General features: G+C 40.3%; 16 protein-coding genes, 7 tRNA genes and 6 rRNA genes. 7 read left to right on the plus strand and 22 right to left on the minus strand.

The window, feature by feature from the left end; translation table 11 throughout:
• Nucleotides 1-4: 4 nt before the first annotated feature.
• Nucleotides 5-496 carry a hypothetical protein gene (locus tag G7082_RS04420; RefSeq protein WP_166034011.1) on the minus strand — a complete coding sequence of 164 codons (492 nt, stop codon included), beginning with the start codon at nucleotides 494-496 and terminating at the stop codon, nucleotides 5-7.
• Between the two features lie 416 nt (nucleotides 497-912).
• On the opposite strand from G7082_RS04420, the gene G7082_RS04425 reads away from it, so the two are divergent.
• Nucleotides 913-1,527: a helix-turn-helix domain-containing protein gene (locus G7082_RS04425; RefSeq protein WP_166034012.1), complete on the plus strand. Its 615-nt coding sequence runs from the start codon at nucleotides 913-915 to the stop codon at nucleotides 1,525-1,527.
• Between the two features lie 1,044 nt (nucleotides 1,528-2,571).
• Nucleotides 2,572-2,766, plus strand: a complete 195-nt coding sequence (locus tag G7082_RS04435) for a helix-turn-helix domain-containing protein (protein WP_166034014.1) — start codon at nucleotides 2,572-2,574, stop codon at nucleotides 2,764-2,766.
• A gap of 67 nt (nucleotides 2,767-2,833) precedes the next feature.
• Here the strand turns inward: G7082_RS04435 and G7082_RS04440 are convergent, their stop codons facing one another.
• Nucleotides 2,834-2,995 (minus strand): hypothetical protein, encoded by a 162-nt coding sequence (locus tag G7082_RS04440; RefSeq protein ID WP_166034015.1) that lies wholly within the window; start codon nucleotides 2,993-2,995, stop codon nucleotides 2,834-2,836.
• Nucleotides 2,996-3,312: 317 nt separating this feature from the next.
• Here G7082_RS04440 and G7082_RS04445 point away from each other — a divergent pair, with 317 nt between their 5' ends.
• Complete coding sequence (locus tag G7082_RS04445) at nucleotides 3,313-3,789, plus strand: glutathione peroxidase (protein ID WP_166034016.1); 477 nt, start codon at nucleotides 3,313-3,315, stop codon at nucleotides 3,787-3,789.
• A 323-nt stretch (nucleotides 3,790-4,112) separates the two neighbouring features.
• Here the strand turns inward: G7082_RS04445 and G7082_RS04450 are convergent, their stop codons facing one another.
• Entirely contained in the window at nucleotides 4,113-4,748 is a 636-nt protein-coding gene (locus G7082_RS04450; protein WP_166034017.1) for a CatA-like O-acetyltransferase, read from the minus strand.
• Between the two features lie 315 nt (nucleotides 4,749-5,063).
• Here G7082_RS04450 and G7082_RS04455 point away from each other — a divergent pair, with 315 nt between their 5' ends.
• Entirely contained in the window at nucleotides 5,064-6,461 is a 1,398-nt protein-coding gene (locus G7082_RS04455; protein ID WP_238842712.1) for an APC family permease, read from the plus strand.
• Nucleotides 6,462-6,626: 165 nt separating this feature from the next.
• Here G7082_RS04455 and G7082_RS04460 read toward each other — a convergent pair whose 3' ends face one another.
• The 5 genes from G7082_RS04460 to G7082_RS04480 form a co-directional block, all read right to left on the minus strand.
• Entirely contained in the window at nucleotides 6,627-7,223 is a 597-nt protein-coding gene (locus tag G7082_RS04460; RefSeq protein ID WP_166034018.1) for a nitroreductase family protein, read from the minus strand.
• A gap of 108 nt (nucleotides 7,224-7,331) precedes the next feature.
• Nucleotides 7,332-8,516 carry an MFS transporter gene (locus G7082_RS04465; RefSeq protein WP_166034019.1) on the minus strand — a complete coding sequence of 395 codons (1,185 nt, stop codon included), beginning with the start codon at nucleotides 8,514-8,516 and terminating at the stop codon, nucleotides 7,332-7,334.
• A gap of 400 nt (nucleotides 8,517-8,916) precedes the next feature.
• A complete protein-coding gene (locus G7082_RS04470; protein ID WP_166034020.1) occupies nucleotides 8,917-9,666 on the minus strand; it encodes an ABC transporter permease in 750 nt (249 codons plus the stop codon).
• Nucleotides 9,650-10,396, minus strand: coding sequence for an ABC transporter ATP-binding protein (locus G7082_RS04475; protein WP_166034021.1), 747 nt, complete (start codon nucleotides 10,394-10,396; stop codon nucleotides 9,650-9,652). The genes G7082_RS04470 and G7082_RS04475 overlap by 17 nt, the downstream gene beginning before the upstream one ends.
• 3 nt (nucleotides 10,397-10,399) lie before the next feature.
• A complete protein-coding gene (locus G7082_RS04480; RefSeq protein ID WP_166034022.1) occupies nucleotides 10,400-11,362 on the minus strand; it encodes an ABC transporter substrate-binding protein in 963 nt (320 codons plus the stop codon).
• Between the two features lie 227 nt (nucleotides 11,363-11,589).
• Here G7082_RS04480 and G7082_RS04485 point away from each other — a divergent pair, with 227 nt between their 5' ends.
• Entirely contained in the window at nucleotides 11,590-11,799 is a 210-nt protein-coding gene (locus G7082_RS04485; RefSeq protein ID WP_166034023.1) for a hypothetical protein, read from the plus strand.
• 26 nt (nucleotides 11,800-11,825) lie between these two features.
• Here the strand turns inward: G7082_RS04485 and G7082_RS04490 are convergent, their stop codons facing one another.
• Entirely contained in the window at nucleotides 11,826-13,469 is a 1,644-nt protein-coding gene (locus G7082_RS04490; protein WP_238842693.1) for a peptide ABC transporter substrate-binding protein, read from the minus strand.
• 205 nt (nucleotides 13,470-13,674) lie between these two features.
• On the opposite strand from G7082_RS04490, the gene G7082_RS04495 reads away from it, so the two are divergent.
• The gene (locus G7082_RS04495; RefSeq protein WP_166034024.1) at nucleotides 13,675-14,424 is read left to right on the plus strand and encodes a DeoR/GlpR family DNA-binding transcription regulator; all 750 of its coding nucleotides are present in this window, start codon (nucleotides 13,675-13,677) and stop codon (nucleotides 14,422-14,424) included.
• An 11-nt stretch (nucleotides 14,425-14,435) separates the two neighbouring features.
• A complete protein-coding gene (gene nagA / locus G7082_RS04500) occupies nucleotides 14,436-15,578 on the plus strand; it encodes an N-acetylglucosamine-6-phosphate deacetylase (RefSeq protein WP_166034025.1) in 1,143 nt (380 codons plus the stop codon).
• 85 nt (nucleotides 15,579-15,663) lie between these two features.
• On the opposite strand, the gene rrf (G7082_RS04505) is transcribed toward nagA, so the two are convergent.
• The 13 genes from rrf (G7082_RS04505) to G7082_RS04565 all read right to left on the minus strand — a co-directional run bounded on the left by rrf (G7082_RS04505) (nucleotide 15,664) and on the right by G7082_RS04565 (nucleotide 26,361).
• Nucleotides 15,664-15,779 (minus strand): 5S ribosomal RNA (rrf, locus tag G7082_RS04505).
• An 87-nt stretch (nucleotides 15,780-15,866) separates the two neighbouring features.
• A 23S ribosomal RNA gene (locus G7082_RS04510) occupies nucleotides 15,867-18,776 on the minus strand.
• A gap of 235 nt (nucleotides 18,777-19,011) precedes the next feature.
• Nucleotides 19,012-20,572: ribosomal RNA gene (locus tag G7082_RS04515) — 16S ribosomal RNA — on the minus strand.
• 243 nt (nucleotides 20,573-20,815) lie between these two features.
• Nucleotides 20,816-20,889: transfer RNA gene (locus G7082_RS04520), tRNA-Pro, on the minus strand.
• 15 nt (nucleotides 20,890-20,904) lie between these two features.
• A tRNA-Arg gene (locus G7082_RS04525) sits at nucleotides 20,905-20,978 on the minus strand.
• A 20-nt stretch (nucleotides 20,979-20,998) separates the two neighbouring features.
• A tRNA-Leu gene (locus tag G7082_RS04530) sits at nucleotides 20,999-21,084 on the minus strand.
• Between the two features lie 14 nt (nucleotides 21,085-21,098).
• Nucleotides 21,099-21,170 (minus strand) — tRNA-Gly (locus G7082_RS04535).
• A gap of 10 nt (nucleotides 21,171-21,180) precedes the next feature.
• A tRNA-Thr gene (locus tag G7082_RS04540) sits at nucleotides 21,181-21,253 on the minus strand.
• Nucleotides 21,254-21,272: 19 nt separating this feature from the next.
• Nucleotides 21,273-21,345 (minus strand) — tRNA-Lys (locus G7082_RS04545).
• 14 nt (nucleotides 21,346-21,359) lie between these two features.
• Nucleotides 21,360-21,432: transfer RNA gene (locus G7082_RS04550), tRNA-Val, on the minus strand.
• A gap of 20 nt (nucleotides 21,433-21,452) precedes the next feature.
• Nucleotides 21,453-21,568, minus strand: a 5S ribosomal RNA gene (gene rrf / locus G7082_RS04555).
• 87 nt (nucleotides 21,569-21,655) lie between these two features.
• Nucleotides 21,656-24,566, minus strand: a 23S ribosomal RNA gene (locus tag G7082_RS04560).
• 234 nt (nucleotides 24,567-24,800) lie between these two features.
• Nucleotides 24,801-26,361, minus strand: a 16S ribosomal RNA gene (locus G7082_RS04565).
• Together the 16S, 23S and 5S rRNA genes with 7 tRNA genes alongside form the textbook arrangement of a ribosomal RNA operon.
• Nucleotides 26,362-26,553: the final 192 nt, after the last annotated feature.

The raw sequence follows: 26,553 nt of genomic DNA on the forward strand, positions 1-26,553 counted from the left end.
GAAGTTATCTTATACTCATAATATCCATCATAAAATCACCGATGTCTTTTTTATCTTTACCGAAAGTCGATGGTACATATGCTCTTTTATCATTAGATGTTATTTTGTAATTCACATCATAACTGGTATAAATTCCTACGGAGCCATGATGATCGTATAAATAGGTTATTGCTAGATCTAAATCATTGATATCATTAGTTCTATAATATTTATCGAAATTTTCTTTAGCCAGTTTTAAAAAGTAATATTGATAAGAATTATCTACAACCTCATCTCCATAAATTTCTCTCATAAAATCTTGGACTTCAAAATAATCTGGAATCATATCGTAAAAATAATAAGAACGTTGTTTCATATCACTAAAAGTACTAACATTTAAATCATTGCTATTTGTTAATGCTTTTGTTTCTACCTCCAAATCGGTTGAAGCTAATACTGTACCTGGTAAATTGAAAATAAAAATTACACATAAAACCGTTAACATTTTTCGTTTCATTTAATCTCCTACTTTCTTTAAAAGTATCTTTTTATCCTACAAATAAAAAGTACCATATTTGAAATTAAATAAAAAACCATAACTTTAGTTGTTGGCATATTTTTCACATTAAAAAGGTAACAACAGAATCAAAGAGCTAAAAAAAGCAGCCACAGGATTTTTTCCTTTTTCTCGTTGCTGTTTATAAATACTCAATCCTGAAACTAAAAATGTTAGGAATAATAAAAACAACACGACACTGAATAATAACATCTCAACCCCTCTTTCCAAAACAATCTAACTGTGTCAATTATATCATGAATAACGTAAAATTAACGTTGCTACATATTGTATCAGTGCTAAAATAGTAATGATACGTACGCTAGCTAGCATTTTTGTCTATCTAGATCGATAATGAAATCAAGGAGGTCGTAGTTATGAATATTTCGGAGGAAGTCAAAAATCAGAGATTGAAAAATAACTGGACGCAGGAACAATTGGCTGAAATGTTAAACGTTTCAAGATCCACCATTTCAAGTTGGGAGGTTGGGCGAAATTATCCTGACTTAGAAACAATCGTTGCCATCAGCGATTTATTTGGAATATCTCTAGACGAATTATTGAGAGGAGATAAGAAAATGTTAGGACAAATTACAGAAGATACCCAAGTTAGAAAAGGGCAATCAAAAAAAATTAAATATTTAATTGTTGGTCTCAGTCTTTTATTCATCAGCGTCATTATTTTAGGGTACAAAAGCATTTATAGCCAAGAGGTCACTAACTCTAGCCAAATAGAATCAATTAAGATGACAGACCGAGGAGAAATTTTAATTCAAACCAACTTGCCTTTCTATCGCAGTGTGGAAGGAACTTCTTCCTCAGTTAACGTGATGGACCCAGATATTATGGATGTTAGAATTGATAGCAAAATCGATTTAACCATGAAGAACAATGAAAATTTAGAAGTCCACCCCTATACATTCCCTAATTTGAAACAAGTTAATATCGTTAATAAATATGGGGAGACTATCAAAACGTTGGTGATTAAATAGTGATAACTAAAAGCCCTCAGTAGATTTCTGAGAGCTTTTAGTCGCTTATGAAATCAATTAGGCTTTCTAAAATCGTTAGAACCACAGATATAATAAGCATCGTGATAAATTTTATATTAACACCATCATACAACAGATTAGTTATATACAGAGAAATAAGTAATTCAAAAAAATTCATCAAAAGATGACTATCCCATGTGAGCAATAATTTAACAATATTCCCTACACATAGCTCGATGACAAATAACAGGAGTACAAATAGTAATAGAGATAAATTACTTTCGTAGGTTACCCCAACAAATTTTAAACCGCCCAACAAAGCCAAGATAATAAAAGAAAAAGGAATAAATACGAGCATAAATAATAAAACATATTTTATTATAAGAGCACCTCTTTCTTTAACGTCTTACTATTAAATCACTTTTTCCCTGTCACTAGGTACCTTCCTAGAACATATACAACAATAAACAATATTGTAAATATTTTTTGATACATATTAAATTCAAATAAGTTCGTACTAAAAATTAATGAAAATAATGTGTATATCCAAAATACAAAACCCAGTATTGCAAATCATTCACTCGTTAATTTTTTTATTCGTTCTAAATCTCCCATTGTATCTCTCCTTTTTATTTTATCCACTAACATTTATAAAACTACGTACACTCTTTATATAAATAGTACAAACTTAGGAAAAAAAATAATAAAATAAATGGCAATATTATTTGTAAACTCCCACCTTGATGTTTAACTATAAATACTAATAAAAAAGTATTTATTAACATCAACCACGATCTGTTAGCGTACATATACTTAAAAACCGCTAGATTTTGATATTTTTTACCACAGTAAAACAAAACAACTGTCAAAAATAATACACTTAAAAACATCTTCCCCACTTCACCTCATTAATAACGATTCACTTGGTCTTTTCATTTAAAAAATATAACTTTTGTGATAGTATACGACATAAGCACAAGTAAATTCAGCACTTTCTCACAAACTCAACGAATCGTTGAATTTCAGAAAGTAAGGAGTTATTCTATGAACTTTGGAAAATCAATCAAAAAGCACCGCTTAAAATTGAATAAAAGTCAAAAAGAAATTGCCTCGGAACTTCATATCACGCCTCAAACCCTCTCTAAATGGGAAACCAATAAAAGTCAGCCCAGTATCGAAGACTTGGTTGCATTAAAAGAACTTTACAATCTATCACTTGATGAAATATTGACGGAATAAAAAAGCCATCTTAGTAGAATGGCTTTTTTCGTAGTATCATAATTTTATTTTAACTAAATTTTTTTAATTATCTTTCCTGACCCCAACCATATCTCTCAAATTTTAGCCGCATCTCTTCCTCAGAACAACTACCACCTACAAAACTATCTTCAATCAAATCACTATCATGCTCTTTATCCGCACTCTTAGTATCTAAAATTAATTTCTTATCTTCCTTTATTTTCCCCATGAAATCACCTCTTTAAAATAGATTATAACAATCAAACACCCCTTCACTTTATTTTTCCTTTACCGATTTTTCACTAAAACGAATAATTCCATTCAAATAATCTTCACATTTTCAGACTAATATATAAGCATACCAACAAAACAACCCTAACAAACTTTTTCATTTTATTTACTCCTCCAAAGTAAATAAACAACTCCTTTTTTGCCTCTAGCTACTTGCTAGGGGCTTTTTTTATGCAATCCTCTCAATCAGTTGTTTCAAAACGCCTATGATATAATTACCTTAACAAATAAATGGTTTTAGAAAGGAATTTTACAATGACTATCTATGATTATTCAGCAACTTTAGACAACGGCGAAACCTACTCACTTGAAAAATATCGGGGAAAAATCGTGATTATTGTTAATACAGCAACAAAATGTGGCTTTGCTCCTCAATTTAAAGAATTAGAAGAAATCTATGCTACTTATAAGGATAAAGATGTCATTGTCCTCGGATTTCCTTCCAATCAATTCAAGCAAGAAATGACAACTGCCAGTGACGCAGCCCAAGCTTGCCAACTAAAATACGGCGTGACATTTCCTATGCATGATCTTTGTCTCGTTAACGGAGATTCCGCCCTACCACTATTTAAATACTTAGAAAAAAATAGCAAAGGCGTTCTTGGTAATAGTATCAAATGGAACTTCACTAAATTTTTGATTAACCAACAAGGAGAAGTTTTTAAACGATACGCACCTAAAGATAGCCCTAAAAATATGGTGAAAGATATTGAGACATTGTTGAACCAATAAGCAATTTCACAAAATCAAACACTCCTTTTCAAATAATCTTCACATTTTGAGGCTAATATATAAGCATACCAACAAAACAACCCTAATAAATAAACTTTTTCATTTTATTTACTCCTCCAAAGTAAATAAACAACTCCTTTTTGCTCCTAGTTTTAGCTAGGAGCTTTTTTTATTGCCAAAAACAGGTAGACAAAAAATAAGAGATCCCTTTGGTATTCCATTTAGGAATAACCAAACAGTCTCTTATTCTTAATATCATTGATTTCATCTTAAAAAAATTAATTTTAATCAAAAAATTTTTCTAACACTGTCCACCTTCATACCTAAAATTGATCAAAAACTTCTTGAAGTCTAGCTAAAAACTGACTCACATGAAACCCATCACAGGTTGCATGGTGCACTTGTACCGCTAAAGGAAGTAATCTTCGTCCATTCTCTTCCATCATTTTGCCTCCAGTAATAATCGGGGCTAAAAAGTTATCATTGTATTTAATCGATAAATCAAACCCATCAAAAGCCGTCCAAGGAATCATAGAAATGGGTAACATATTTTCTGGGTAATCTTGTTGTGGACTCATTTTAGTGGTCATTTCATACTCGCTCACCGTTTCTAGGTAGGCTCGTTGAAAGCTCTCAACACTTGTTTCCCATTTCATCCAAACACTAATAAAATTCTCACTCACTTTACTAGAAATTGTGTAGTTTGGCTCTAATTGATCCCACAAAATAAGCTCACCATTTTCAATGATTGCCACTTTGAAGCACTCAAACTCATTCACCACTTCCGTCACTTGATGAATGAATGCCGGATAAAACTTCATCTCACGTTCCTTAACTCTTTGATAAAAGTTAGTCACATCTAACTTCGTCGTTAAGCTAAAACGAGTTCCTTGAGTCATAAAAGCTTCAAAATGTTCTTTCCTATGCCACGTTTCTTGATTAATTTTTTGATACTTCATTATTTTTCCTCCTAATATTAAAACTTTGTGATATTAAGAGGCTAACTTAACTGACTTGATCATTTTTTGTCACTCCTTTAAAAATAGTTTAGCATATTTTTCTTTTTTTTCGCAAAGAATTAACTGTTCTTCCTATCTTTAATTAAAGGACCAAAAATAATTATATGAGTTATATTTCACAGTTTACTAATTTAATAACTTAAATAAGCATTTTTTTATTGACATTTTACTCATTTCCCTTTAATCTTTTATTTATAATTTTCTGACAATTTAGATAATTAAACAAATAACCTTCATTAAAAAGGAGAGATTACTATTCGTATCTTTAAAAAAGAATCTGTACAAACATTTTTAAATGCTGACGCTAACTTAACCAGAAGCTTACGAGCCAGAGACTTACTTGCTTTGGGAATCGGTGCCGTTATCGGAACCGGAATTTTCATTTTACCAGGGCATGAAGCGGCTCAACATGCTGGACCTGCCGTTGCGATTGCCTTTCTAGTCGCCGCTCTACTATCTGGACTTGTGGGTATGGCTTATGCTGAATTTTCATCTGCCATGCCTGTTGCGGGATCTGCTTATTCATTTGGTTCTGTGGTTTTCGGGGAAGTCATTGGTTGGCTACTTGGATGGGGCTTGATTTTAGAGTATTTCTTAGCCGTTTCCGCAGAAGCCACAGGATTTGCTGCTTATTTCAACAACAACGTCCTCTCTGCCTTTAACATCACCTTACCAAAAGCGCTCCAATCAGGACCTTTAGAAGGTGGAATGGTCAATATCACAGCCGTCTTAATCGTCTTTGTGGTCGCATTCATCGTGAGTAAAGGAGCAACACTTTCAAAAAACATTGAAAATGTTGCCGTAATTGTTAAGATTGCTATTATTATTTTGTTTATTGTGGTTGGTTTCTTCTATATCAACACGGACAACTATGTCCCATTTTATCCAGAAGAGTTTCACAGTGCTCCTCTTGGATTTGGTGGTATCTCAACTGCTGCTGCTACAGTTTTCTTTGCTTTTATTGGTTTTGATGCTTTAGCTTCTAACTCTGCTGAGACGATTAATCCTAAGAAAAATATGATTCGCGGAATTTTAGGCACAGTTATTGTTTCTGTTATTCTTTACGTTAGTTTCTCACTTGTTTTAACAGGTGTGGTTCACTATACAGAGTTAAACGTAGATGATCCAGCTGCCTATGCTTTAAAAGCCGTTGATTTATCTGCCTGGAATAAACTGATTTCAATCGGTGCTTTGGTTGGGATTTTCACTGCTATGATTACGATGTTTATGGGTGGATCAAGACTTGTTTACGCTCTAGGTCGTGATGGATTACTGCCTAAATCATTAGGAACGGTTGATAAAAAATACAGTGTCCCTAAAAAAGCAATTATCTTAGCAACAGTGGTTCAAGCCTTCTTTGCTGGGATGGTTCCTTTAACTGACTTAGCTTCATTGATTAATGCAGGAACACTTCTTGCCTTTGTCTTCATCTCATTTGGGATTATTCCTTTAAGAAAAAGAAAAGACATTCCAAACGATGGCTTCAAAATGCCGCTTTATCCAGTTCTACCAATCGTTGCCAGTCTCTTTAGTATTTACTTCATCATCATGTTACCAAGCTTTACTAAAGTAGCCGTAACCATTTGGATGATTATCGGCTTAGTCTTTTACCTAAGTTATGGATTAAGACATTCTAAGTTACAGAAAAGATAAAGGTGGATAAAAAGTCGTTTTGCTCCGAGCAACTGGAGGTAATAAAGAACAATTGGCTTTTTCAATTGATCGTTATTAGTGAAGTTGTTGAAGGAGCAGACTTTTTATCCCCGACTATAAAAAGAGGATGACCAAAAATTTTGGTCATCCTCTTTTCTATTTTAATTATTTAAAAGTTTTAAAACGATCTGCATCGTTCATGTATTCTTTTTCGCCAGCAGGTGTTTCGATTGAACCAAATGGCATTTGTGCTCTTAATTTCCAAGAAGCTGGGATTTCCCATTCTTTAGCAACAGCATCGTCGATTAATGGGTTGTAATGTTGTAAGCTTGCTCCAATATTTTCTTCAGCTAATGCAGTCCAAACGTTGGCTTGAGTTAAACCACTTGCTTGTTCTGACCAGATTGGGAAGTTATCTGCATATAAAGCGAATTGTTCTTGTAATGATTTCACAACATCCATGTCTTCAAAGAAAAGAATTGATCCTTTACCTGCTGCAAAGCTTTTTAATTTAGCTTGAGTTCCTTCAAATGCTTCTGCTGGAGTAACTACTTTTAATGCATCTTCAGTGATGCTCCATAATTTTTGGTTAGATTCTCCAAAAAGAATAACCACACGTTGTGTTTGAGAGTTGAATGATGATGGTGATTCTCTAACAACTTCTTTAATTAAGTTTTCTACTTCTGTTTCAGATAAAGAGATATTTTCTCCTAAATGGTAAATTGAACGACGATTTTTTAATGCTGTAATAAAGTTAGACATATATTTCACTTTCCTTTTCGTTTTTAAGTTTTATTGTTTTGTTAATAAAGCAATAATAACAGCTAACTTTTAGTTAGTAAAATAATATGCTCACTTTTTGTAAGTTTTTTAATTTGCTTGATATTTCTTTAAGCCAGGAATATTTAACATGATGCATAAACTAATAATGTAGATAACTGAAAGGAACATCACAACCACTGTTAGTGAATAATTATCCATTAAGAAACCAATCACGACTGACGAAAAACCACCAATGGCACGTCCCACATTCATAATAAAGTTATTAGCTGTGGCTCTAATTTCTGTTGGGTATAAGAAACTAATGATTGCACCGTATCCACCGTACATTCCGTTAATAAAGTAACCTACCACAACCGCTGCTAAAAGTAATGACCATTGTCCTTTAGCTAGAGTTAATAAGTACACTGACAAGGCTGAAGCGATTAAGAATAAACCAAATGACAAACGAGGTCCTAATTTATCCATAATTGTTCCAAAAGTTAACATCCCTAGTGACATTCCGAAAATTGTACTAATCATCCATAATGATGAACCTGATACTGATAATCCTAATTGTTTTTGCATAATCGACGGTAACCAGTTCATCAAACCAAAGTAGCCTGCGATTTGAACTGTTACCATTAAAGAAAGCCCAACTGTTTGCCAAGTCGTTTTAACATCTTTAAACAATAAACCAAACTTCGCTTTGTCCCCGTCTTCTTTTAATTCTGAAAAATCTTCTGGCTCTTTTAAATCTTTTCTAATTACTAACACTAGTAAAACGGGTAACACACCAATCACATAAAGCATTTTCCAACCAAACACTGGAATGATTAATGAGGCCAAAATCGCTGCCATGATTGCACCAACCTGTCCTCCAATGGCTACAACTGACGTGGCACGAGCCAAGTGTTTCTTATTAAATGTTTCAGAAACAAGAGACATACACGCCCCGTACTCACCACCAGCACCAATCCCTGCGATAAAGCGGAATAAGTAAATCCAGTAAATATTGCTAGCAAACATCATCAAGAGTGATGCCACTGAGAATGTGATAACAGTGTAAGAAAAAATCTTCACACGACCAAACTTATCGGCTAAAAGCCCAAAAAAAATACCACCCACAAGCATACCTAAATTGGTGATAGTTGATATAAAACCAGCTTGAACGCTAGTAACATTTAATGATGTAATAATTGATGATAAAGAAAAAGCTAAAAACATGATATCCATATTTTCCAAACCAATTCCTGCTGCTGTTGAGACTAAAACTTTACGTTGATATTTCGACACAATCCATCTTCCCCTTTTTTTCCATTTTTACTATTAAAGCACAGTTCAAATTAGAATAAAAGACAAAAATAATATGATAGTCTATTTTCTTTTAAATGTTAAATTAGGAGTATTAGGCAAAAAAGAAAGTTTCGGTTATTTTATCCTCTATCTTTTTTACAATCAAACGAATAAAAAAGTTAAATCTATTTATTTTGTTATTTTTACCCAAAGATCTAAAACAAAACACTCATTAATATTTAATATAAGCGTGATGAAAAAGGCGCTTAACTCCAAGCAACTGGAGGAAAAAAATTTGGCGTATGTCTACGAATAAACGGTGCCACAGACGTAACTTCAACAGGAATAAAAAGGAACTCTCAAAAATTTTAAAAGCAATTTCCGTGAGTTCCTTCTTTTTTTATATACTCTCTCTCCATCTCAACAATCGTCTTTCAAGTAAGTCAATTCCTAAAAACAACAGAAAAGCGACTGCACTTAACACTAAAATACCACTATACATATCTAAATAATCCAATCGACCCCAAGCATCCATTACAAAATATCCCAAACCAAATTGCGTCCCATAAACCTCTGTAAAGAAAAGAATTGCAATCGCCGTTCCTAAAGCAATTCGAATCGCACTTAAAATCGACGCCACACCAGCTGGTAATGTAATCTCTACAAATTGCTGCCATGAACTGGCTCCAAGGACTTGCAGATTTTTATAATAACTCTCAGGAATCGCCTTAATTCCATCTCGCACAGATAAAATTACCTGAAACACCACAATCAAGGTAATCAAAATAATTTTAGATAGATTCCCTAAACCAAACAACAACATGATAATCGGCAGTAGCGCAATCTTAGGAATCGGATAAGTCAGGTAAACAATCGGATCAAGCAAACGATTCATGATTTCCACACGTCCCATTAAAAGACCAATACCAAAACCAAGAACCACAGCAATCAACATGCCCCAAAATAGGCGAACCAAGCTATTATAAACGTGTAATCCTAAGTTACCCATATCCATTTGAAAAAGATGCTGATAGACAGCCACAGGACTCGGAAGCATCTCTTGCTTCAAGCTCCAACTAGCTAAAGCCCACAAACCATTTAAGATTAAGAAAGCAAGTAGCGCGTGAAGTCCTCTATTTTTCTTTGTCATGCTCGGTCAACACCTCTCTTATCTCTTGAATGGTTTGATAGAAGGAGTCACTCAAACGTTTCTCCTCGAGAGGTAATGAAAAACTTGGATTATCCCATATCTTAACTATCTCCCCAGGTTTTCCTGATAATAAAGCAATTTTACTTCCTAAGAAAACCGCCTCTTCCACATCATGAGTAATCACAATCGTTGGTGCTTGGCGTTTCTGCCATTCACTTAAAAACAACGTCTGCATCTTTTCACGTGTAATAGCATCGAGAGCTGAAAATGGCTCATCCAGTAAATATAAATCTGAATTCATGACCATCGCCCTGGCAATCGACACCCGTTGTTGTTGCCCTCCACTAAGTTGGTGTGGGTATTTTTTTAGCAACTCGCCTAGACCAAGCTCCGAAACTAATTTTTCAAAAGTTTCTTTCTCCGTTGCTACTTTTCCTCTAATCTTCAATCCCATATTAATATTATCTGCCACCGTTTTCCAGGGTAATAATCCGTAGTTTTGAGGAATCCAACCAATCGTTTGTTTCTTCGTATCCACTTTTTGACCATTCAGTAAAATATCTCCTGAAACAATCGGATGTAAATTGGTAATACTATTAATCAACGTTGATTTTCCCGTCCCACTCGGACCAATCAATGCCAAAATATCTGTTTCTCTAACGCCTAAATCAATGTTTTTTAAGACCACTTGCTCATGGTAAGCAGTGGTCATTTTTTTAATTTCTAACATGAGTTAATCCTTTAATAATGGACTTAAAATATCTGATGACTTAAATTCTTTTTTATAAATCCCTTGCTCTTTAGACCAATTAAACGCATTGGTTAATTGCTCTTCCTCAATTTGTTTAGCATGAGTATACTCAGGTAATTTCACTTGGTCTTTAATTTCATCTGTAAAACCAATTTTTTCTTTCAAGACATCATAGTAATCATCTAATTTGTGCTCATTAATGTAGTCCACACCTTTGTTATAACCACGATAGAAAGCTTCGACTGCCTCTTTATTATCTTTTAAACTCTCAGCTGTAAAGCCAAAAATAGTGGCATGAATTCCCATCTCATTACTATTTCCTAATTCTCTCAACCCATTAGCAAGACCAATCGTTCTAAAAGGCTCAGGAACAACCGTGGCATCAAGCTTTTGATTTTTAACTAACTCAATTCTAACCGGAATTTGAGGCACTTCTTCGTAGCCCACTTTGCTTGGGTCGATGTTTTCCTTTTTCAGGGCTTCATTTAAAAAGTAGTAAGGTGCTTGATTTTTCAAATGACCCACTTTTTTACCTTCTAAATCTGCTAAACTTTTAATCTCGTCATTTCCAGTTAAAATCGAAAAATTACCAGTCGATTGACTCACCACTTTGACATCCAATCCACCTTGTAGATATGTGCTTAAAGCGATTAAATCCGTATTCGCACCATCTAAATTACCACTTGATAGCGCCGCATCACGATCTTTAGGTGATTTGAAACTTTGTAAATCCAAATCCAATCCTTCTTCTTTAAAGAAACCTTTTTTATCCGCAATATAAACAGGTAAACTATCCACTGCTGGCATAGTTCCTACACTAAGAGATAAGTTTTTTTCCTCTTTTTTATCTTTTGTAGACTCTTTTGCTGGTTTTTCAGTTCCACAACTTACTAACACGACTGACATAGCAGCCAAAAGACCTAACAACACTGTACTTTTCTTCATTTATTCCAATCTCCTTATACATTTTTTTAATGAATCACTTTGTTTAAAATACCACAAACTAGACTTTTTTTCTAGGAAGGCTTTATTTAAGAACTTATAAAAAACAATTTATTCCCTCTATTTTGACACTATCTTTACTTTCAATTCATAAAGTAATAAAATAAATATAAGACTCATGCTTTATTATAAGCAAATAAATTAAAATTTCCCCACATTGAGGTGACAAAATGGATTTTATTAAACAATATAAATTTGAAGTAGCAGGACTTGTGGCGGGGCTCATTATGCTCATCGTCGGCTTAGTTTCTGGAACAGAGATTGTCCTATTCAAGATGGATGGCTTCTACTTTTTCATGTTCGGCATCCTTTTTATTATTGGCTGTGCCGGCTCAATTATTTCAAAACAAAAAGAAGCAAAAAAAGAACAGGCAGACTAACATTCATTAGTCGACCTGTTTTTTTCTTACTCTTTTGAAACATTTTTATAGTACGGACTACCTAAAGCTCGGTACACTAACCCTTTCACATCTGGCTTCACTAAGAAGCTCTCACTACTTTGGTAAAGCGGTGTGTAAGGTAATTCTTTCATCATTTCCTTATGAGCTTCAATCAATGTTTCCCAACGTTTCTCATTGTCATTAGAATAAGTTGTTGATGACTCTTCTAATAACTTCGCGTAAGTTGGATTTTCCCACTTACCATAATTCTGAACCGTTCCAGTGTTAGCAAGTTGTAAGAAATCATAAGGATCGCCAAACGTCGCTGCCCAACCAGCAAGCACCACATCGAAATCTCCTTTTGACATCTTATCTAAACGATTGGCAAAAGGAACCGTTGTGACATTCACTTTCAAGCCCTTAAGTTCCGTTTCAAGTGTCCCTTGTAAATATTCCGCTGTCTTCTTCGCCAAATCCGTATCAGAAGCCAACAAATTAAACTCTAGCTTTTCATTGCCTAATTCTTTCTTAGCTTTTTCCCAAGCAGCTTTCGCCTCTTTTTCATCACTCTTAAAGAGTTGACCTGATTCTTTCGCAAAATCTTTTCCTGTTTTCGGATTAACAATTCCAGTTGGAACAAATCCATCGATTTTCTTAGAACCATCCCCTAAGATGCTTGTTACTAGTTGTTCCGAATCAATAGCATACGTAATGGCTTCACGCACATTTTTATTTGCCACTAATTTATTTTTGAGATTATATTGCAAGTAATAAGTTGACGGATACTCACGTAACACTAAATCTTTGTTATCTGCTTGCTGCTGCGCAAATTCACCCTTCACTTGAATAATATCCACTTCGTTGGCTTGGAACATGTTTAAACTCGTGCCATTTTCCTTCACTACTTGAACGTCGATTTCATCTAGCTTAATGTTTTTAGCTTCACGGTACTGGTCATTTTTAACATATTTCCATGAAATATTCGTACCATCCCAGCCCTCTAATTTAAATGCCCCATTGTAAATTAAATTTTCACTACTTGTTGCGTATTTATCACCTTTTTCCTCCACCGTCTTTTGATGTTGCGGATAGAACGTCGGTTTAGCTAGTAAAGAACTCAAGTAAGGAATCGGATGATCTAACTCAATTTCTAAGGTGTAATCATCTTTAGCTTTCACTCCTAATTCAGTTGGTGCCTTCTCACCTTTTTTGATTGCCTCGTAATTTTTAAATCCTTCAAACAAATGAGCATACTCAGAAGCCGTCTTCGGATCCGCTGAGCGTTGCCATGAATAAACAAAATCATGAGCCGTCACAGGATCTCCATTACTCCATTTACCGTCTTCTTTCAACTCAATTGTATATTTTTTTCCATCATCTGTAGGTTCAACAACAGCCTTAGCCAAAGCCGGCTGACTCGTGCTATCATCCGCAAACTCATATAACCCTTCCATTACCTGACTAATCGCAGAAAAACTCACCACATCTGTTGCCTTAGATAAATCCATCGAAGGCAACTCTGCAGACTCCACAACTTTTAAGGTTTGACGCTCTGTCTTACTCTCTTTTTTAGTGCTCTTCTTATCCTTTGACTCCTCATTATTACCACAAGCCACCAGTAACGTTAAAGACCCTACCATCATCCCTTGAACCATTCGCTTCATTTTCATCCCTTGTTTCCCCCTTTTTTACATTAAAATATAATTAGAAATATTAGAATTTGATAATAATATTATCTGTGTTCTTTATTAAAGTCAAGAAAATTACCATAACATTTGTCAAAAAACATAAAATATCGTATATTAAACTTAACAAAACTTATAAATACTTAAACAAACAAGAATGAAACTTAAATATAATTAAAGAGGTGATCAGATGAATCAAGACGAAAGACTCATCCAAACGATTCAATTATTAGAAGAAAAGAAACAAATCAAGCAGGAAGAATTAATGAATTACTTTAACATTTCAAAAGATACTGCCAGACGAGATATCTTAAAGTTACTAGAACAAGACCTAGCTGAACGAACAAAAGGAGGTATTAAACTTCCCGTCATCAAACAACAACTGACCGATTACCAAAACCGACTAATTACTCACAGCTTTGAAAAAGAAACACTCACAAAAAAGGCTCACCACTTGATTCAAGAAAACCAAACAATCTGGTTAGATGTATCCACAACCGTTGAGCTACTGGGAAAAGAAAAAACATTTAATAATACCCTTTTTGTGACTAATTCTGTGGATAACGCGGTTCGTTATTCAGAAAACAAAAACAACGTTTATCTATTGAGCGGTTATTACCAACCAGACTCACACTTATTAACAGGTCCTATGATTATTTCTCAACTTAACCATTTTCATTTCGATATCGCCTTTATCGGAGCAAGTGGTGTCTCAAAAGAAGGCATCTTTTTTGATGAATTAGATGACCTTGAGCTTCATCAACAACTAAAACAACAAGCTAAAAAAGTAGTCTTACTAGTAGATAGCACCAAAATAAATCAAACAACTTCCTTTAAAATAAACTGGGAAAATATTGATCTGCTCGTTACAAATCAAACTCTGCCAAACGAAATTCAAAATGAATTACTAGAACACAATATTCAAATCATTTCAGAATAGGAGAAACAATCATGCAAACACTTTTAAAACAAGCAACAATTATCAACAACAACAAAGAACAACTTGTGGATATTATCATTGAGAATCAACTTATTAAAAACATATCCACAGCTTCAGAAGAAATTAACCCAGAAAATTTTGATCACATCATTAACCTTGAAAAACAACTACTTATTCCAGGAATGATTGACGTTCACATTCACGGAGCTAATCATTACGACATGATGGACGGCACAACTAAAAGTATTCAAGAAGTATCAAAGAAATGTTTAGAAACAGGCTGCACAGGTTTTTTAGTCACCTCAGTCACTTCATCATTGGAACAACTTTTAAACATGATCGCAGCAACTAAAAAAGTCATTGGAAAAGAAGAAGGAGCAAAAATTCTCGGTATCCATTTAGAAGGACCTTACCTTAATCCAATTAAAAAAGGGATGCAAGATCCCAATTACCTACGCTTACCAGACCTAACTGAAATCAAAAATATCGTAGAACAAGCTGAAGGTCTCATCAAGATGGTCACCATTGCTCCAGAACTACCGGGAACTGATGAAGTCATTGATTACTTAATCGCACAAAATATCGTGGTTGCAGCCGGACACACAAATGCAACGTATGAAGAAGCCCAAGATGCTTTCAATCGCGGCATTAATCATATCACTCACTGTTGTAATGCCATGCCAGCCATTCACCATAGATCTCCAGGAATTACTACAGCAGCTTTAGAAGATGACCGAGTAAGCATTCAAGCAATAATAGACAATGTACATTTACATCCTGGAATGGTCCGATTAATGCATAAAACAAAACAAGCCAATAATATGGTCTTAATCACAGACGCTCTTCAAGCAATGGGCGTAGGCGATGGACATTATCATTTCGGTGGACATGAGGTTACAGTTAAAGAAGGGATTGCCACACTTAAAGATGGAACACTCGCATCTAGTACAGTGACCATGAACCAAGCCTTAAAAATTAGCACTGAAATGGGAATTCCTTTAGGAGATAGTATCGAAATGGCAGCTAAAACACCTTCTAATCTACTATCATGTCCTACAATAGGGGTTATTCAAGAAGGTTATGATGCAGATCTAATAGCTCTTGACGAAAACTTTAATGTTTCACAAATATTCCTAAAAGGGATTAAAAAATAAAAAGAAAGCAGCCCGAATCAATTGAGATTTGGTCTGCTTTCTTTAGCATAAATTGTGCATTTTTTCCAAAAAAAAAACGCGTACAGCATGGCGACGTCCTACTCTCACAAGGGGAAACCCCTCACTACCCTCGGCGCTAAGAAACTTAACTTCTGTGTTCGGCATGGGAACAGGTGTATCCTTCTTGCCATCATCGCCACACTTACGTGCGTTTTATTTAATTGAGTGATTGTTCACTCAAAACTGAATGTTTTAGTTAGACATCTTTTTTTACTTCACCGTTTTTCTTTGGTTAAGTCCTCGATCGATTAGTACTAGTCCGCTCCGTACATCACTGCACTTCCACTCCTAGCCTATCTACCTGATCATCTTTCAGGGATCTTACTTTCTTAAAGAAATGGGAAATCTCATCTTGAGGGGGCTTCACGCTTAGATGCTTTCAGCGTTTATCCCTTCCACACATAGCTACCCAGCAATGCCCTTGGCAGAACAACTGGTACACCAGAGGTGTGTCCATCCCGGTCCTCTCGTACTAAGGACAGCTCCTCTCAAATTTCCAACGCCCGCGACGGATAGGGACCGAACTGTCTCACGACGTTCTGAACCCAGCTCGCGTGCCGCTTTAATGGGCGAACAGCCCAACCCTTGGGACCGACTACAGCCCCAGGATGCGACGAGCCGACATCGAGGTGCCAAACCTCCCCGTCGATGTGAACTCTTGGGGGAGATAAGCCTGTTATCCCCAGGGTAGCTTTTATCCGTTGAGCGATGGCCCTTCCATGCGGAACCACCGGATCACTAAGCCCGACTTTCGTCCCTGCTCGAGTTGTAGCTCTCGCAGTCAAGCTCCCTTATGCCTTTGCACTCTACGAATGATTTCCAACCATTCTGAGGGAACCTTTGGGCGCCTCCGTTACTTTTTAGGAGGCGACCGCCCCAGTCAAACTGTCCATCTGACACTGTCTCCCGCCACGATAAGTGGCGCGGGTTAGAATGGTCATAACACAAGGGTAGTATCCCACCAATGCCTCCCTCGAGACTAGCGTCCCGAGCTCTACGGCTCCTACCTATCCTGTACATGTGTTACAAACATTCAATATCAAACTACAGTAAAGCTCCATGGGGTCTTTCCGTCCTGTCGCGGGTAACCTGCATCTTCACAGGTACTAAAATTTCACCGAGTCTCTCGTTGAGACAGTGCCCAAATCGTTACGCCTTTCGTGCGGGTCGGAACTTACCCGACAAGGAATTTCGCTACCTTAGGACCGTTATAGTTACGGCCGCCGTTTACTGGGGCTTCAATTCTGAGCTTCGCTACTAGCTAACCCATCCTCTTAACCTTCCAGCACCGGGCAGGCGTCAGCCCCTATACGTCATCTTTCGATTTTGCAGAGACCTGTGTTTTTGATAAACAGTCGCTTGGGCCTATTCACTGCGGCTGAACTTGCGTTCAGCACCCCTTCTCCCTAAGTTACGGGGTCATTTTGCCGAGTTCCTTAACGAGAGTTCTCTCGCTCACCTTAGGATTCTCTCCTCGACTACCTGTGTCGGTTTGCGGTACGGGCCGTTTGTTTCTAACTAGAAGCTTTTCTTGGCAGTGTGATATTAAGACTTCGGTACTAAATTTCCCTCCTCATCACAACTTGTCCTTAGAGGTAAAAGCATTTGACTCTTACCAAGACTTGTTGCTTGAACGCACATATCCAACAGTGCGATCTTGTAACCTACTGCGTCCCTCCATTGTTCAAACAAAACAAACGGGTACAGGAATCTCAACCTGTTATCCATCGCCTACGCCTATCGGCCTCAGCTTAGGTCCCGACTAACCCTGGGAGGACGAGCCTTCCCCAGGAAACCTTAGTCATTCGGTGGACAGGATTCTCACCTGTCTTTCGCTACTCATACCGGCATTCTCACTTCTAAGCGCTCCACCAGTCCTTACGATCTAGCTTCAACGCCCTTAGAACGCTCTCCTACCATAGAACCTAAGTTCTATCCACAGCTTCGGTAATATGTTTAGCCCCGGTACATTTTCGGCGCAAGGGCACTCGACTAGTGAGCTATTACGCACTCTTTAAATGGTGGCTGCTTCTGAGCCAACATCCTAGTTGTTTGTGCACCCTCACATCCTTTTCCACTTAACATATATTTGGGGACCTTAGCTGGTGGTCTGGGCTGTTTCCCTTTCGACAATGGATCTTATCACTCACTGTCTGACTCCCGGACATAAATGAATGGCATTCGGAGTTTATCTGAATTCGGTAACCCGAGACGGGCCCCTAGTCCAAACAGTGCTCTACCTCCATCATTCTAATTCCGAGGCTAGCCCTAAAGCTATTTCGGAGAGAACCAGCTATCTCCAAGTTCGTTTGGAATTTCTCCGCTACCCACACCTCATCCCCGCACTTTTCAACGTACGTGGGTTCGGTCCTCCAGTGCGTTTTACCGCACCTTCAACCTGGACATGGGTAGGTCACTTGGTTTCGGGTCTACGACTACATACTCACTCGCCCTATTCAGACTCGCTTTCGCTACGGCTCCGCTTCTTCAGCTTAACCTCGCATGCAATCGTAACTCGCCGGTTCATTCTGCAAAAGGCACGCCATCACCCATTAACGGGCTCTGACTTTTTGTAGGCACACGGTTTCAGGTTCTATTTCACTCCCCTTCCGGGGTGCTTTTCACCTTTCCCTCACGGTACTGGTACACTATCGGTCACTAGAGAGTATTTAGCCTTGGGAGATGGTCCTCCCGGATTCCGACGGAATTTCTCGTGTTCCGCCGTACTCAGGATACTCATAGGTGTGTTGTCAATTTCGTCTACGGGGCTTTTACCCGCTCCGGCTGACCTTTCCAGGTCGATTCGACTATCCACAACAGCTACCACAGCTGAGTCCTACAACCCCAACAAGCAAGCTTGTTGGTTTGGGCTGTTTCCGTTTCGCTCGCCGCTACTAAGGAAATCGATTTTTCTTTCTCTTCCTGCAGGTACTTAGATGTTTCAGTTCTCTGCGTCTACCTCTAACAAGCTATGTATTCACTTGAAAGTAACATCCTATAAAAGATGCTGGGTTCCCCCATTCGGAAATCTCTGGATCATAGCTTACTTACAGCTCCCCAAAGCATATCGGAGTTAGTCCCGTCCTTCATCGGCTTCTAGTGCCAAGGCATCCACCGTGCGCCCTTATTCACTTAACCTTTTTCTAACCTAATGGTTAGACTTTGTTTATTTAAATCAACTAGCGATAGCTAATTTAAATAATATTTTATGTATCACAATTTTAATAATAAAACTGATCAACTCGGTGTGTTAAAAAAAATGTTGATGTCTAACTTCAACTATCCAGTTTTCAATGAACAATGTTTCTGAGAGTAAACCTCTCAAAACTAAACAAAGTAAGTACAACCATGTGATTTCCGTAATATTCCTTAGAAAGGAGGTGATCCAGCCGCACCTTCCGATACGGCTACCTTGTTACGACTTCACCCCAATCATCTATCCCACCTTAGGCGGCTGGCTCCTAAAAGGTTACCTCACCGACTTTGGGTGTTACAAACTCTCGTGGTGTGACGGGCGGTGTGTACAAGGCCCGGGAACGTATTCACCGTGGCATGCTGATCCACGATTACTAGCGATTCCGGCTTCATGTAGGCGAGTTGCAGCCTACAATCCGAACTGAGAACGGCTTTAAGAGATTAGCTAAACCTCGCGGTCTCGCAACTCATTGTACCGTCCATTGTAGCACGTGTGTAGCCCAGGTCATAAGGGGCATGATGATTTGACGTCATCCCCACCTTCCTCCGGTTTGTCACCGGCAGTCTTGCTAGAGTGCCCAACTAAATGATGGCAACTAACAATAAGGGTTGCGCTCGTTGCGGGACTTAACCCAACATCTCACGACACGAGCTGACGACAACCATGCACCACCTGTCACTTTGTCCCCGAAGGGAAAGCTCTATCTCTAGAGTGGTCAAAGGATGTCAAGACCTGGTAAGGTTCTTCGCGTTGCTTCGAATTAAACCACATGCTCCACCGCTTGTGCGGGCCCCCGTCAATTCCTTTGAGTTTCAACCTTGCGGTCGTACTCCCCAGGCGGAGTGCTTAATGCGTTAACTGCAGCACTGAAGGGCGGAAACCCTCCAACACTTAGCACTCATCGTTTACGGCGTGGACTACCAGGGTATCTAATCCTGTTTGCTCCCCACGCTTTCGAGCCTCAGCGTCAGTTACAGACCAGAGAGTCGCCTTCGCCACTGGTGTTCCTCCATATATCTACGCATTTCACCGCTACACATGGAATTCCACTCTCCTCTTCTGCACTCAAGTCCTCCAGTTTCCAATGACCTTCCTCGGTTGAGCCGAGGGCTTTCACATCAGACTTAAAAGACCGCCTGCGCTCGCTTTACGCCCAATAAATCCGGACAACGCTTGCCACCTACGTATTACCGCGGCTGCTGGCACGTAGTTAGCCGTGGCTTTCTGGTTAGATACCGTCAAGGCGGGAGCAGTTACTCTCCCACTTGTTCTTCTCTAACAACAGAGTTTTACGATCCGAAAACCTTCTTCACTCACGCGGCGTTGCTCGGTCAGACTTTCGTCCATTGCCGAAGATTCCCTACTGCTGCCTCCCGTAGGAGTCTGGGCCGTGTCTCAGTCCCAGTGTGGCCGATCACCCTCTCAGGTCGGCTATGCATCACGGTCTTGGTAGGCCATTACCCCACCAACTAACTAATGCAGCGCGGGCCCATCCAACAGTGACACCCGAAAGCGTCTTTTATTATTCTCCCATGCGGGAAAACAAATTATGCGGTATTAGCACCTGTTTCCAAGTGTTATCCCCCTCTGTTGGGCAGGTTGCCCACGTGTTACTCACCCGTCCGCCACTCTCTGATTTTCGGTGGAGCAAGCTCCGGTGAAAATCAAAGCGTTCGACTTGCATGTATTAGGCACGCCGCCAGCGTTCGTCCTGAGCCAGGATCAAACTCTCAATAAAAGTTGATTAACATCTTGCGATGTTTAGCTCATTAATTTTAAAACTTGCTAGCGAATGTTATTTCACTAAATATGGTTTGTTTCTACTAAGTAGAAACGCCCTATCACATTTGGTTTGTCTTACTTTGTTTAGTTTTCAAAGGTCTAATCTGTGTTGCTTTAACAACTTTTATATCATACCAAGTTGTCAGAAGATTGTCAACACTTTTTAAAAATATTTTTTAAAGAATTTTTTTCTTTAAAATCGGGAAGACAGGATTCGAACCTGCGACCCCTTGGTCCCAAACCAAGTGCTCTACCAAGCTGAGCTACTTCCCGTATCATTCTTAAAAACGCGCCCAAGAGGAGTCGAACCCCTAACCTTCTGATCCGTAGTCAGACACTCTATCCAATTGAGCTATGGGCGCTTGTAAAAATATTATTAAAATGCCGAGGACCGGAATCGAACCGGTACGGTGATCACTCACCGCAGGATTTTAAGTCCTGTGCGTCTGCCAGTTCCGCCACCCCGGCTAAGAACTCATAAAAGCGGAAGACGAGGTTCGAACTCGCGACCCCCACCTTGGCAAGGTGATGTTCTACCACTGAACTACTTCCGCTTATTTAAAGTGCCGGCTAAAGGAGTTGAACCCTCGACCCTCTGATTACAAATCAGATGCTCTACCAACTGAGCTAAGCCGGCTTATTTTTTACAAAAAAAATGACCCGTACTGGGCTCGAACCAGTGACCCTCTGATTAAAAGTCAGATGCTCTACCAACTGAGCTAACGAGTCGTCATTCTTTAAAATGGAGGTTAACGGGATCGAACCGCTGACCCCCTGCTTGTAAGGCAGGTGCTCTCCCAGCTGAGCTAAACCTCCGAATAAAAAAAACGCGTACAGCATGGCGACGTCCTACTCTCACAAGGGGAAACCCCTCACTACCCTCGGCGCTAAGAAACTTAACTTCTGTGTTCGGCATGGGAACAGGTGTATCCTTCTTGCCATCATCGCCACACTTACGTGCGTTTTATTTAATTGAGTGATTGTTCACTCAAAACTGAATGTTTTAGTTAGACATCTTTTTTTACTTCACCGTTTTTCTTTGGTTAAGTCCTCGATCGATTAGTACTAGTCCGCTCCGTACATCACTGCACTTCCACTCCTAGCCTATCTACCTGATCATCTTTCAGGGATCTTACTTTCTTAAAGAAATGGGAAATCTCATCTTGAGGGGGGCTTCACGCTTAGATGCTTTCAGCGTTTATCCCTTCCACACATAGCTACCCAGCAATGCCCTTGGCAGAACAACTGGTACACCAGAGGTGTGTCCATCCCGGTCCTCTCGTACTAAGGACAGCTCCTCTCAAATTTCCAACGCCCGCGACGGATAGGGACCGAACTGTCTCACGACGTTCTGAACCCAGCTCGCGTGCCGCTTTAATGGGCGAACAGCCCAACCCTTGGGACCGACTACAGCCCCAGGATGCGACGAGCCGACATCGAGGTGCCAAACCTCCCCGTCGATGTGAACTCTTGGGGGAGATAAGCCTGTTATCCCCAGGGTAGCTTTTATCCGTTGAGCGATGGCCCTTCCATGCGGAACCACCGGATCACTAAGCCCGACTTTCGTCCCTGCTCGAGTTGTAGCTCTCGCAGTCAAGCTCCCTTATGCCTTTGCACTCTACGAATGATTTCCAACCATTCTGAGGGAACCTTTGGGCGCCTCCGTTACTTTTTAGGAGGCGACCGCCCCAGTCAAACTGTCCATCTGACACTGTCTCCCGCCACGATAAGTGGCGCGGGTTAGAATGGTCATAACACAAGGGTAGTATCCCACCAATGCCTCCCTCGAGACTAGCGTCCCGAGCTCTACGGCTCCTACCTATCCTGTACATGTGTTACAAACATTCAATATCAAACTACAGTAAAGCTCCATGGGGTCTTTCCGTCCTGTCGCGGGTAACCTGCATCTTCACAGGTACTAAAATTTCACCGAGTCTCTCGTTGAGACAGTGCCCAAATCGTTACGCCTTTCGTGCGGGTCGGAACTTACCCGACAAGGAATTTCGCTACCTTAGGACCGTTATAGTTACGGCCGCCGTTTACTGGGGCTTCAATTCTGAGCTTCGCTACTAGCTAACCCATCCTCTTAACCTTCCAGCACCGGGCAGGCGTCAGCCCCTATACGTCATCTTTCGATTTTGCAGAGACCTGTGTTTTTGATAAACAGTCGCTTGGGCCTATTCACTGCGGCTGAACTTGCGTTCAGCACCCCTTCTCCCTAAGTTACGGGGTCATTTTGCCGAGTTCCTTAACGAGAGTTCTCTCGCTCACCTTAGGATTCTCTCCTCGACTACCTGTGTCGGTTTGCGGTACGGGCCGTTTGTTTCTAACTAGAAGCTTTTCTTGGCAGTGTGATATTAAGACTTCGGTACTAAATTTCCCTCCTCATCACAACTTGTCCTTAGAGGTAAAAGCATTTGACTCTTACCAAGACTTGTTGCTTGAACGCACATATCCAACAGTGCGATCTTGTAACCTACTGCGTCCCTCCATTGTTCAAACAAAACAAACGGGTACAGGAATCTCAACCTGTTATCCATCGCCTACGCCTATCGGCCTCAGCTTAGGTCCCGACTAACCCTGGGAGGACGAGCCTTCCCCAGGAAACCTTAGTCATTCGGTGGACAGGATTCTCACCTGTCTTTCGCTACTCATACCGGCATTCTCACTTCTAAGCGCTCCACCAGTCCTTACGATCTAGCTTCAACGCCCTTAGAACGCTCTCCTACCATAGAACCTAAGTTCTATCCACAGCTTCGGTAATATGTTTAGCCCCGGTACATTTTCGGCGCAAGGGCACTCGACTAGTGAGCTATTACGCACTCTTTAAATGGTGGCTGCTTCTGAGCCAACATCCTAGTTGTTTGTGCACCCTCACATCCTTTTCCACTTAACATATATTTGGGGACCTTAGCTGGTGGTCTGGGCTGTTTCCCTTTCGACAATGGATCTTATCACTCACTGTCTGACTCCCGGACATAAATGAATGGCATTCGGAGTTTATCTGAATTCGGTAACCCGAGACGGGCCCCTAGTCCAAACAGTGCTCTACCTCCATCATTCTAATTCCGAGGCTAGCCCTAAAGCTATTTCGGAGAGAACCAGCTATCTCCAAGTTCGTTTGGAATTTCTCCGCTACCCACACCTCATCCCCGCACTTTTCAACGTACGTGGGTTCGGTCCTCCAGTGCGTTTTACCGCACCTTCAACCTGGACATGGGTAGGTCACTTGGTTTCGGGTCTACGACTACATACTCACTCGCCCTATTCAGACTCGCTTTCGCTACGGCTCCGCTTCTTCAGCTTAACCTCGCATGCAATCGTAACTCGCCGGTTCATTCTGCAAAAGGCACGCCATCACCCATTAACGGGCTCTGACTTTTTGTAGGCACACGGTTTCAGGTTCTATTTCACTCCCCTTCCGGGGTGCTTTTCACCTTTCCCTCACGGTACTGGTACACTATCGGTCACTAGAGAGTATTTAGCCTTGGGAGATGGTCCTCCCGGATTCCGACGGAATTTCTCGTGTTCCGCCGTACTCAGGATACTCATAGGTGTGTTGTCAATTTCGTCTACGGGGCTTTTACCCGCTCTGGCTGACCTTTCCAGGTCGATTCGACTATCCACAACAGCTACCACAGCTGAGTCCTACAACCCCAACAAGCAAGCTTGTTGGTTTGGGCTGTTTCCGTTTCGCTCGCCGCTACTAAGGAAATCGATTTTTCTTTCTCTTCCTGCAGGTACTTAGATGTTTCAGTTCTCTGCGTCTACCTCTAACAAGCTATGTATTCACTTGAAAGTAACATCCTATAAAAGATGCTGGGTTCCCCCATTCGGAAATCTCTGGATCATAGCTTACTTACAGCTCCCCAAAGCATATCGGAGTTAGTCCCGTCCTTCATCGGCTTCTAGTGCCAAGGCATCCACCGTGCGCCCTTATTCACTTAACCTTTTTCTAACCTAATGGTTAGACTTTGTTTATTTAAATCAACTAGCGATAGCTAATTTAAATAATATTTTATGTATCACAATTTTAATAATAAAACTGATCAACTCGGTGTGTTAAAAAAATGTTGATGTCTAACTTCAACTATCCAGTTTTCAATGAACAATGTTTCTGAGAGTAAACCTCTCAAAACTAAACAAAGTAAGTACAACCATGTGATTTCCGTAATATTCCTTAGAAAGGAGGTGATCCAGCCGCACCTTCCGATACGGCTACCTTGTTACGACTTCACCCCAATCATCTATCCCACCTTAGGCGGCTGGCTCCTAAAAGGTTACCTCACCGACTTTGGGTGTTACAAACTCTCGTGGTGTGACGGGCGGTGTGTACAAGGCCCGGGAACGTATTCACCGTGGCATGCTGATCCACGATTACTAGCGATTCCGGCTTCATGTAGGCGAGTTGCAGCCTACAATCCGAACTGAGAACGGCTTTAAGAGATTAGCTAAACCTCGCGGTCTCGCAACTCATTGTACCGTCCATTGTAGCACGTGTGTAGCCCAGGTCATAAGGGGCATGATGATTTGACGTCATCCCCACCTTCCTCCGGTTTGTCACCGGCAGTCTTGCTAGAGTGCCCAACTAAATGATGGCAACTAACAATAAGGGTTGCGCTCGTTGCGGGACTTAACCCAACATCTCACGACACGAGCTGACGACAACCATGCACCACCTGTCACTTTGTCCCCGAAGGGAAAGCTCTATCTCTAGAGTGGTCAAAGGATGTCAAGACCTGGTAAGGTTCTTCGCGTTGCTTCGAATTAAACCACATGCTCCACCGCTTGTGCGGGCCCCCGTCAATTCCTTTGAGTTTCAACCTTGCGGTCGTACTCCCCAGGCGGAGTGCTTAATGCGTTAACTGCAGCACTGAAGGGCGGAAACCCTCCAACACTTAGCACTCATCGTTTACGGCGTGGACTACCAGGGTATCTAATCCTGTTTGCTCCCCACGCTTTCGAGCCTCAGCGTCAGTTACAGACCAGAGAGTCGCCTTCGCCACTGGTGTTCCTCCATATATCTACGCATTTCACCGCTACACATGGAATTCCACTCTCCTCTTCTGCACTCAAGTCCTCCAGTTTCCAATGACCTTCCTCGGTTGAGCCGAGGGCTTTCACATCAGACTTAAAAGACCGCCTGCGCTCGCTTTACGCCCAATAAATCCGGACAACGCTTGCCACCTACGTATTACCGCGGCTGCTGGCACGTAGTTAGCCGTGGCTTTCTGGTTAGATACCGTCAAGGCGGGAGCAGTTACTCTCCCACTTGTTCTTCTCTAACAACAGAGTTTTACGATCCGAAAACCTTCTTCACTCACGCGGCGTTGCTCGGTCAGACTTTCGTCCATTGCCGAAGATTCCCTACTGCTGCCTCCCGTAGGAGTCTGGGCCGTGTCTCAGTCCCAGTGTGGCCGATCACCCTCTCAGGTCGGCTATGCATCACGGTCTTGGTAGGCCATTACCCCACCAACTAACTAATGCAGCGCGGGCCCATCCAACAGTGACACCCGAAAGCGTCTTTTATTATTCTCCCATGCGGGAAAACAAATTATGCGGTATTAGCACCTGTTTCCAAGTGTTATCCCCCTCTGTTGGGCAGGTTGCCCACGTGTTACTCACCCGTCCGCCACTCTCTGATTTTCGGTGGAGCAAGCTCCGGTGAAAATCAAAGCGTTCGACTTGCATGTATTAGGCACGCCGCCAGCGTTCGTCCTGAGCCAGGATCAAACTCTCAATAAAAGTTGATTAACATCTTGCGATGTTTAGCTCATTAATTTTAAAACTTGCTAGCGAATGTTGTTTCACTAAATATGGTTTGTTTCTATATAATAGAAACGCCCTATCACATTTGGTTTGTCTTACTTTGTTTAGTTTTCAAAGGTCTAATCTGTGTTGCCTTAACAACTTTTATATCATACCAAGTTATTAAGA

The organism is Vagococcus hydrophili (assembly GCF_011304195.1).
In the GTDB taxonomy this organism is placed as follows: domain Bacteria; phylum Bacillota; class Bacilli; order Lactobacillales; family Vagococcaceae; genus Vagococcus; species Vagococcus hydrophili.

Bases quoted from the DNA above. Each gene is read 5' to 3' on its own strand.
- G7082_RS04420 (WP_166034011.1), bottom strand. From the start codon at position 496: ATGAAACGAAAAATGTTAACGGTTTTATGTGTAATTTTTATTTTCAAT.
- G7082_RS04425 (WP_166034012.1), top strand. From the start codon at position 913: ATGAATATTTCGGAGGAAGTCAAAAATCAGAGATTGAAAAATAACTGG.
- G7082_RS04435 (WP_166034014.1), top strand. From the start codon at position 2,572: ATGAACTTTGGAAAATCAATCAAAAAGCACCGCTTAAAATTGAATAAA.
- G7082_RS04440 (WP_166034015.1), bottom strand. From the start codon at position 2,995: ATGGGGAAAATAAAGGAAGATAAGAAATTAATTTTAGATACTAAGAGT.
- G7082_RS04445 (WP_166034016.1), top strand. From the start codon at position 3,313: ATGACTATCTATGATTATTCAGCAACTTTAGACAACGGCGAAACCTAC.
- G7082_RS04450 (WP_166034017.1), bottom strand. From the start codon at position 4,748: ATGAAGTATCAAAAAATTAATCAAGAAACGTGGCATAGGAAAGAACAT.
- G7082_RS04460 (WP_166034018.1), bottom strand. From the start codon at position 7,223: ATGTCTAACTTTATTACAGCATTAAAAAATCGTCGTTCAATTTACCAT.
- G7082_RS04470 (WP_166034020.1), bottom strand. From the start codon at position 9,666: ATGACAAAGAAAAATAGAGGACTTCACGCGCTACTTGCTTTCTTAATC.
- G7082_RS04475 (WP_166034021.1), bottom strand. From the start codon at position 10,396: ATGTTAGAAATTAAAAAAATGACCACTGCTTACCATGAGCAAGTGGTC.
- G7082_RS04480 (WP_166034022.1), bottom strand. From the start codon at position 11,362: ATGAAGAAAAGTACAGTGTTGTTAGGTCTTTTGGCTGCTATGTCAGTC.
- G7082_RS04485 (WP_166034023.1), top strand. From the start codon at position 11,590: ATGGATTTTATTAAACAATATAAATTTGAAGTAGCAGGACTTGTGGCG.
- G7082_RS04490 (WP_238842693.1), bottom strand. From the start codon at position 13,469: ATGAAAATGAAGCGAATGGTTCAAGGGATGATGGTAGGGTCTTTAACG.
- G7082_RS04495 (WP_166034024.1), top strand. From the start codon at position 13,675: ATGAATCAAGACGAAAGACTCATCCAAACGATTCAATTATTAGAAGAA.
- nagA (WP_166034025.1), top strand. From the start codon at position 14,436: ATGCAAACACTTTTAAAACAAGCAACAATTATCAACAACAACAAAGAA.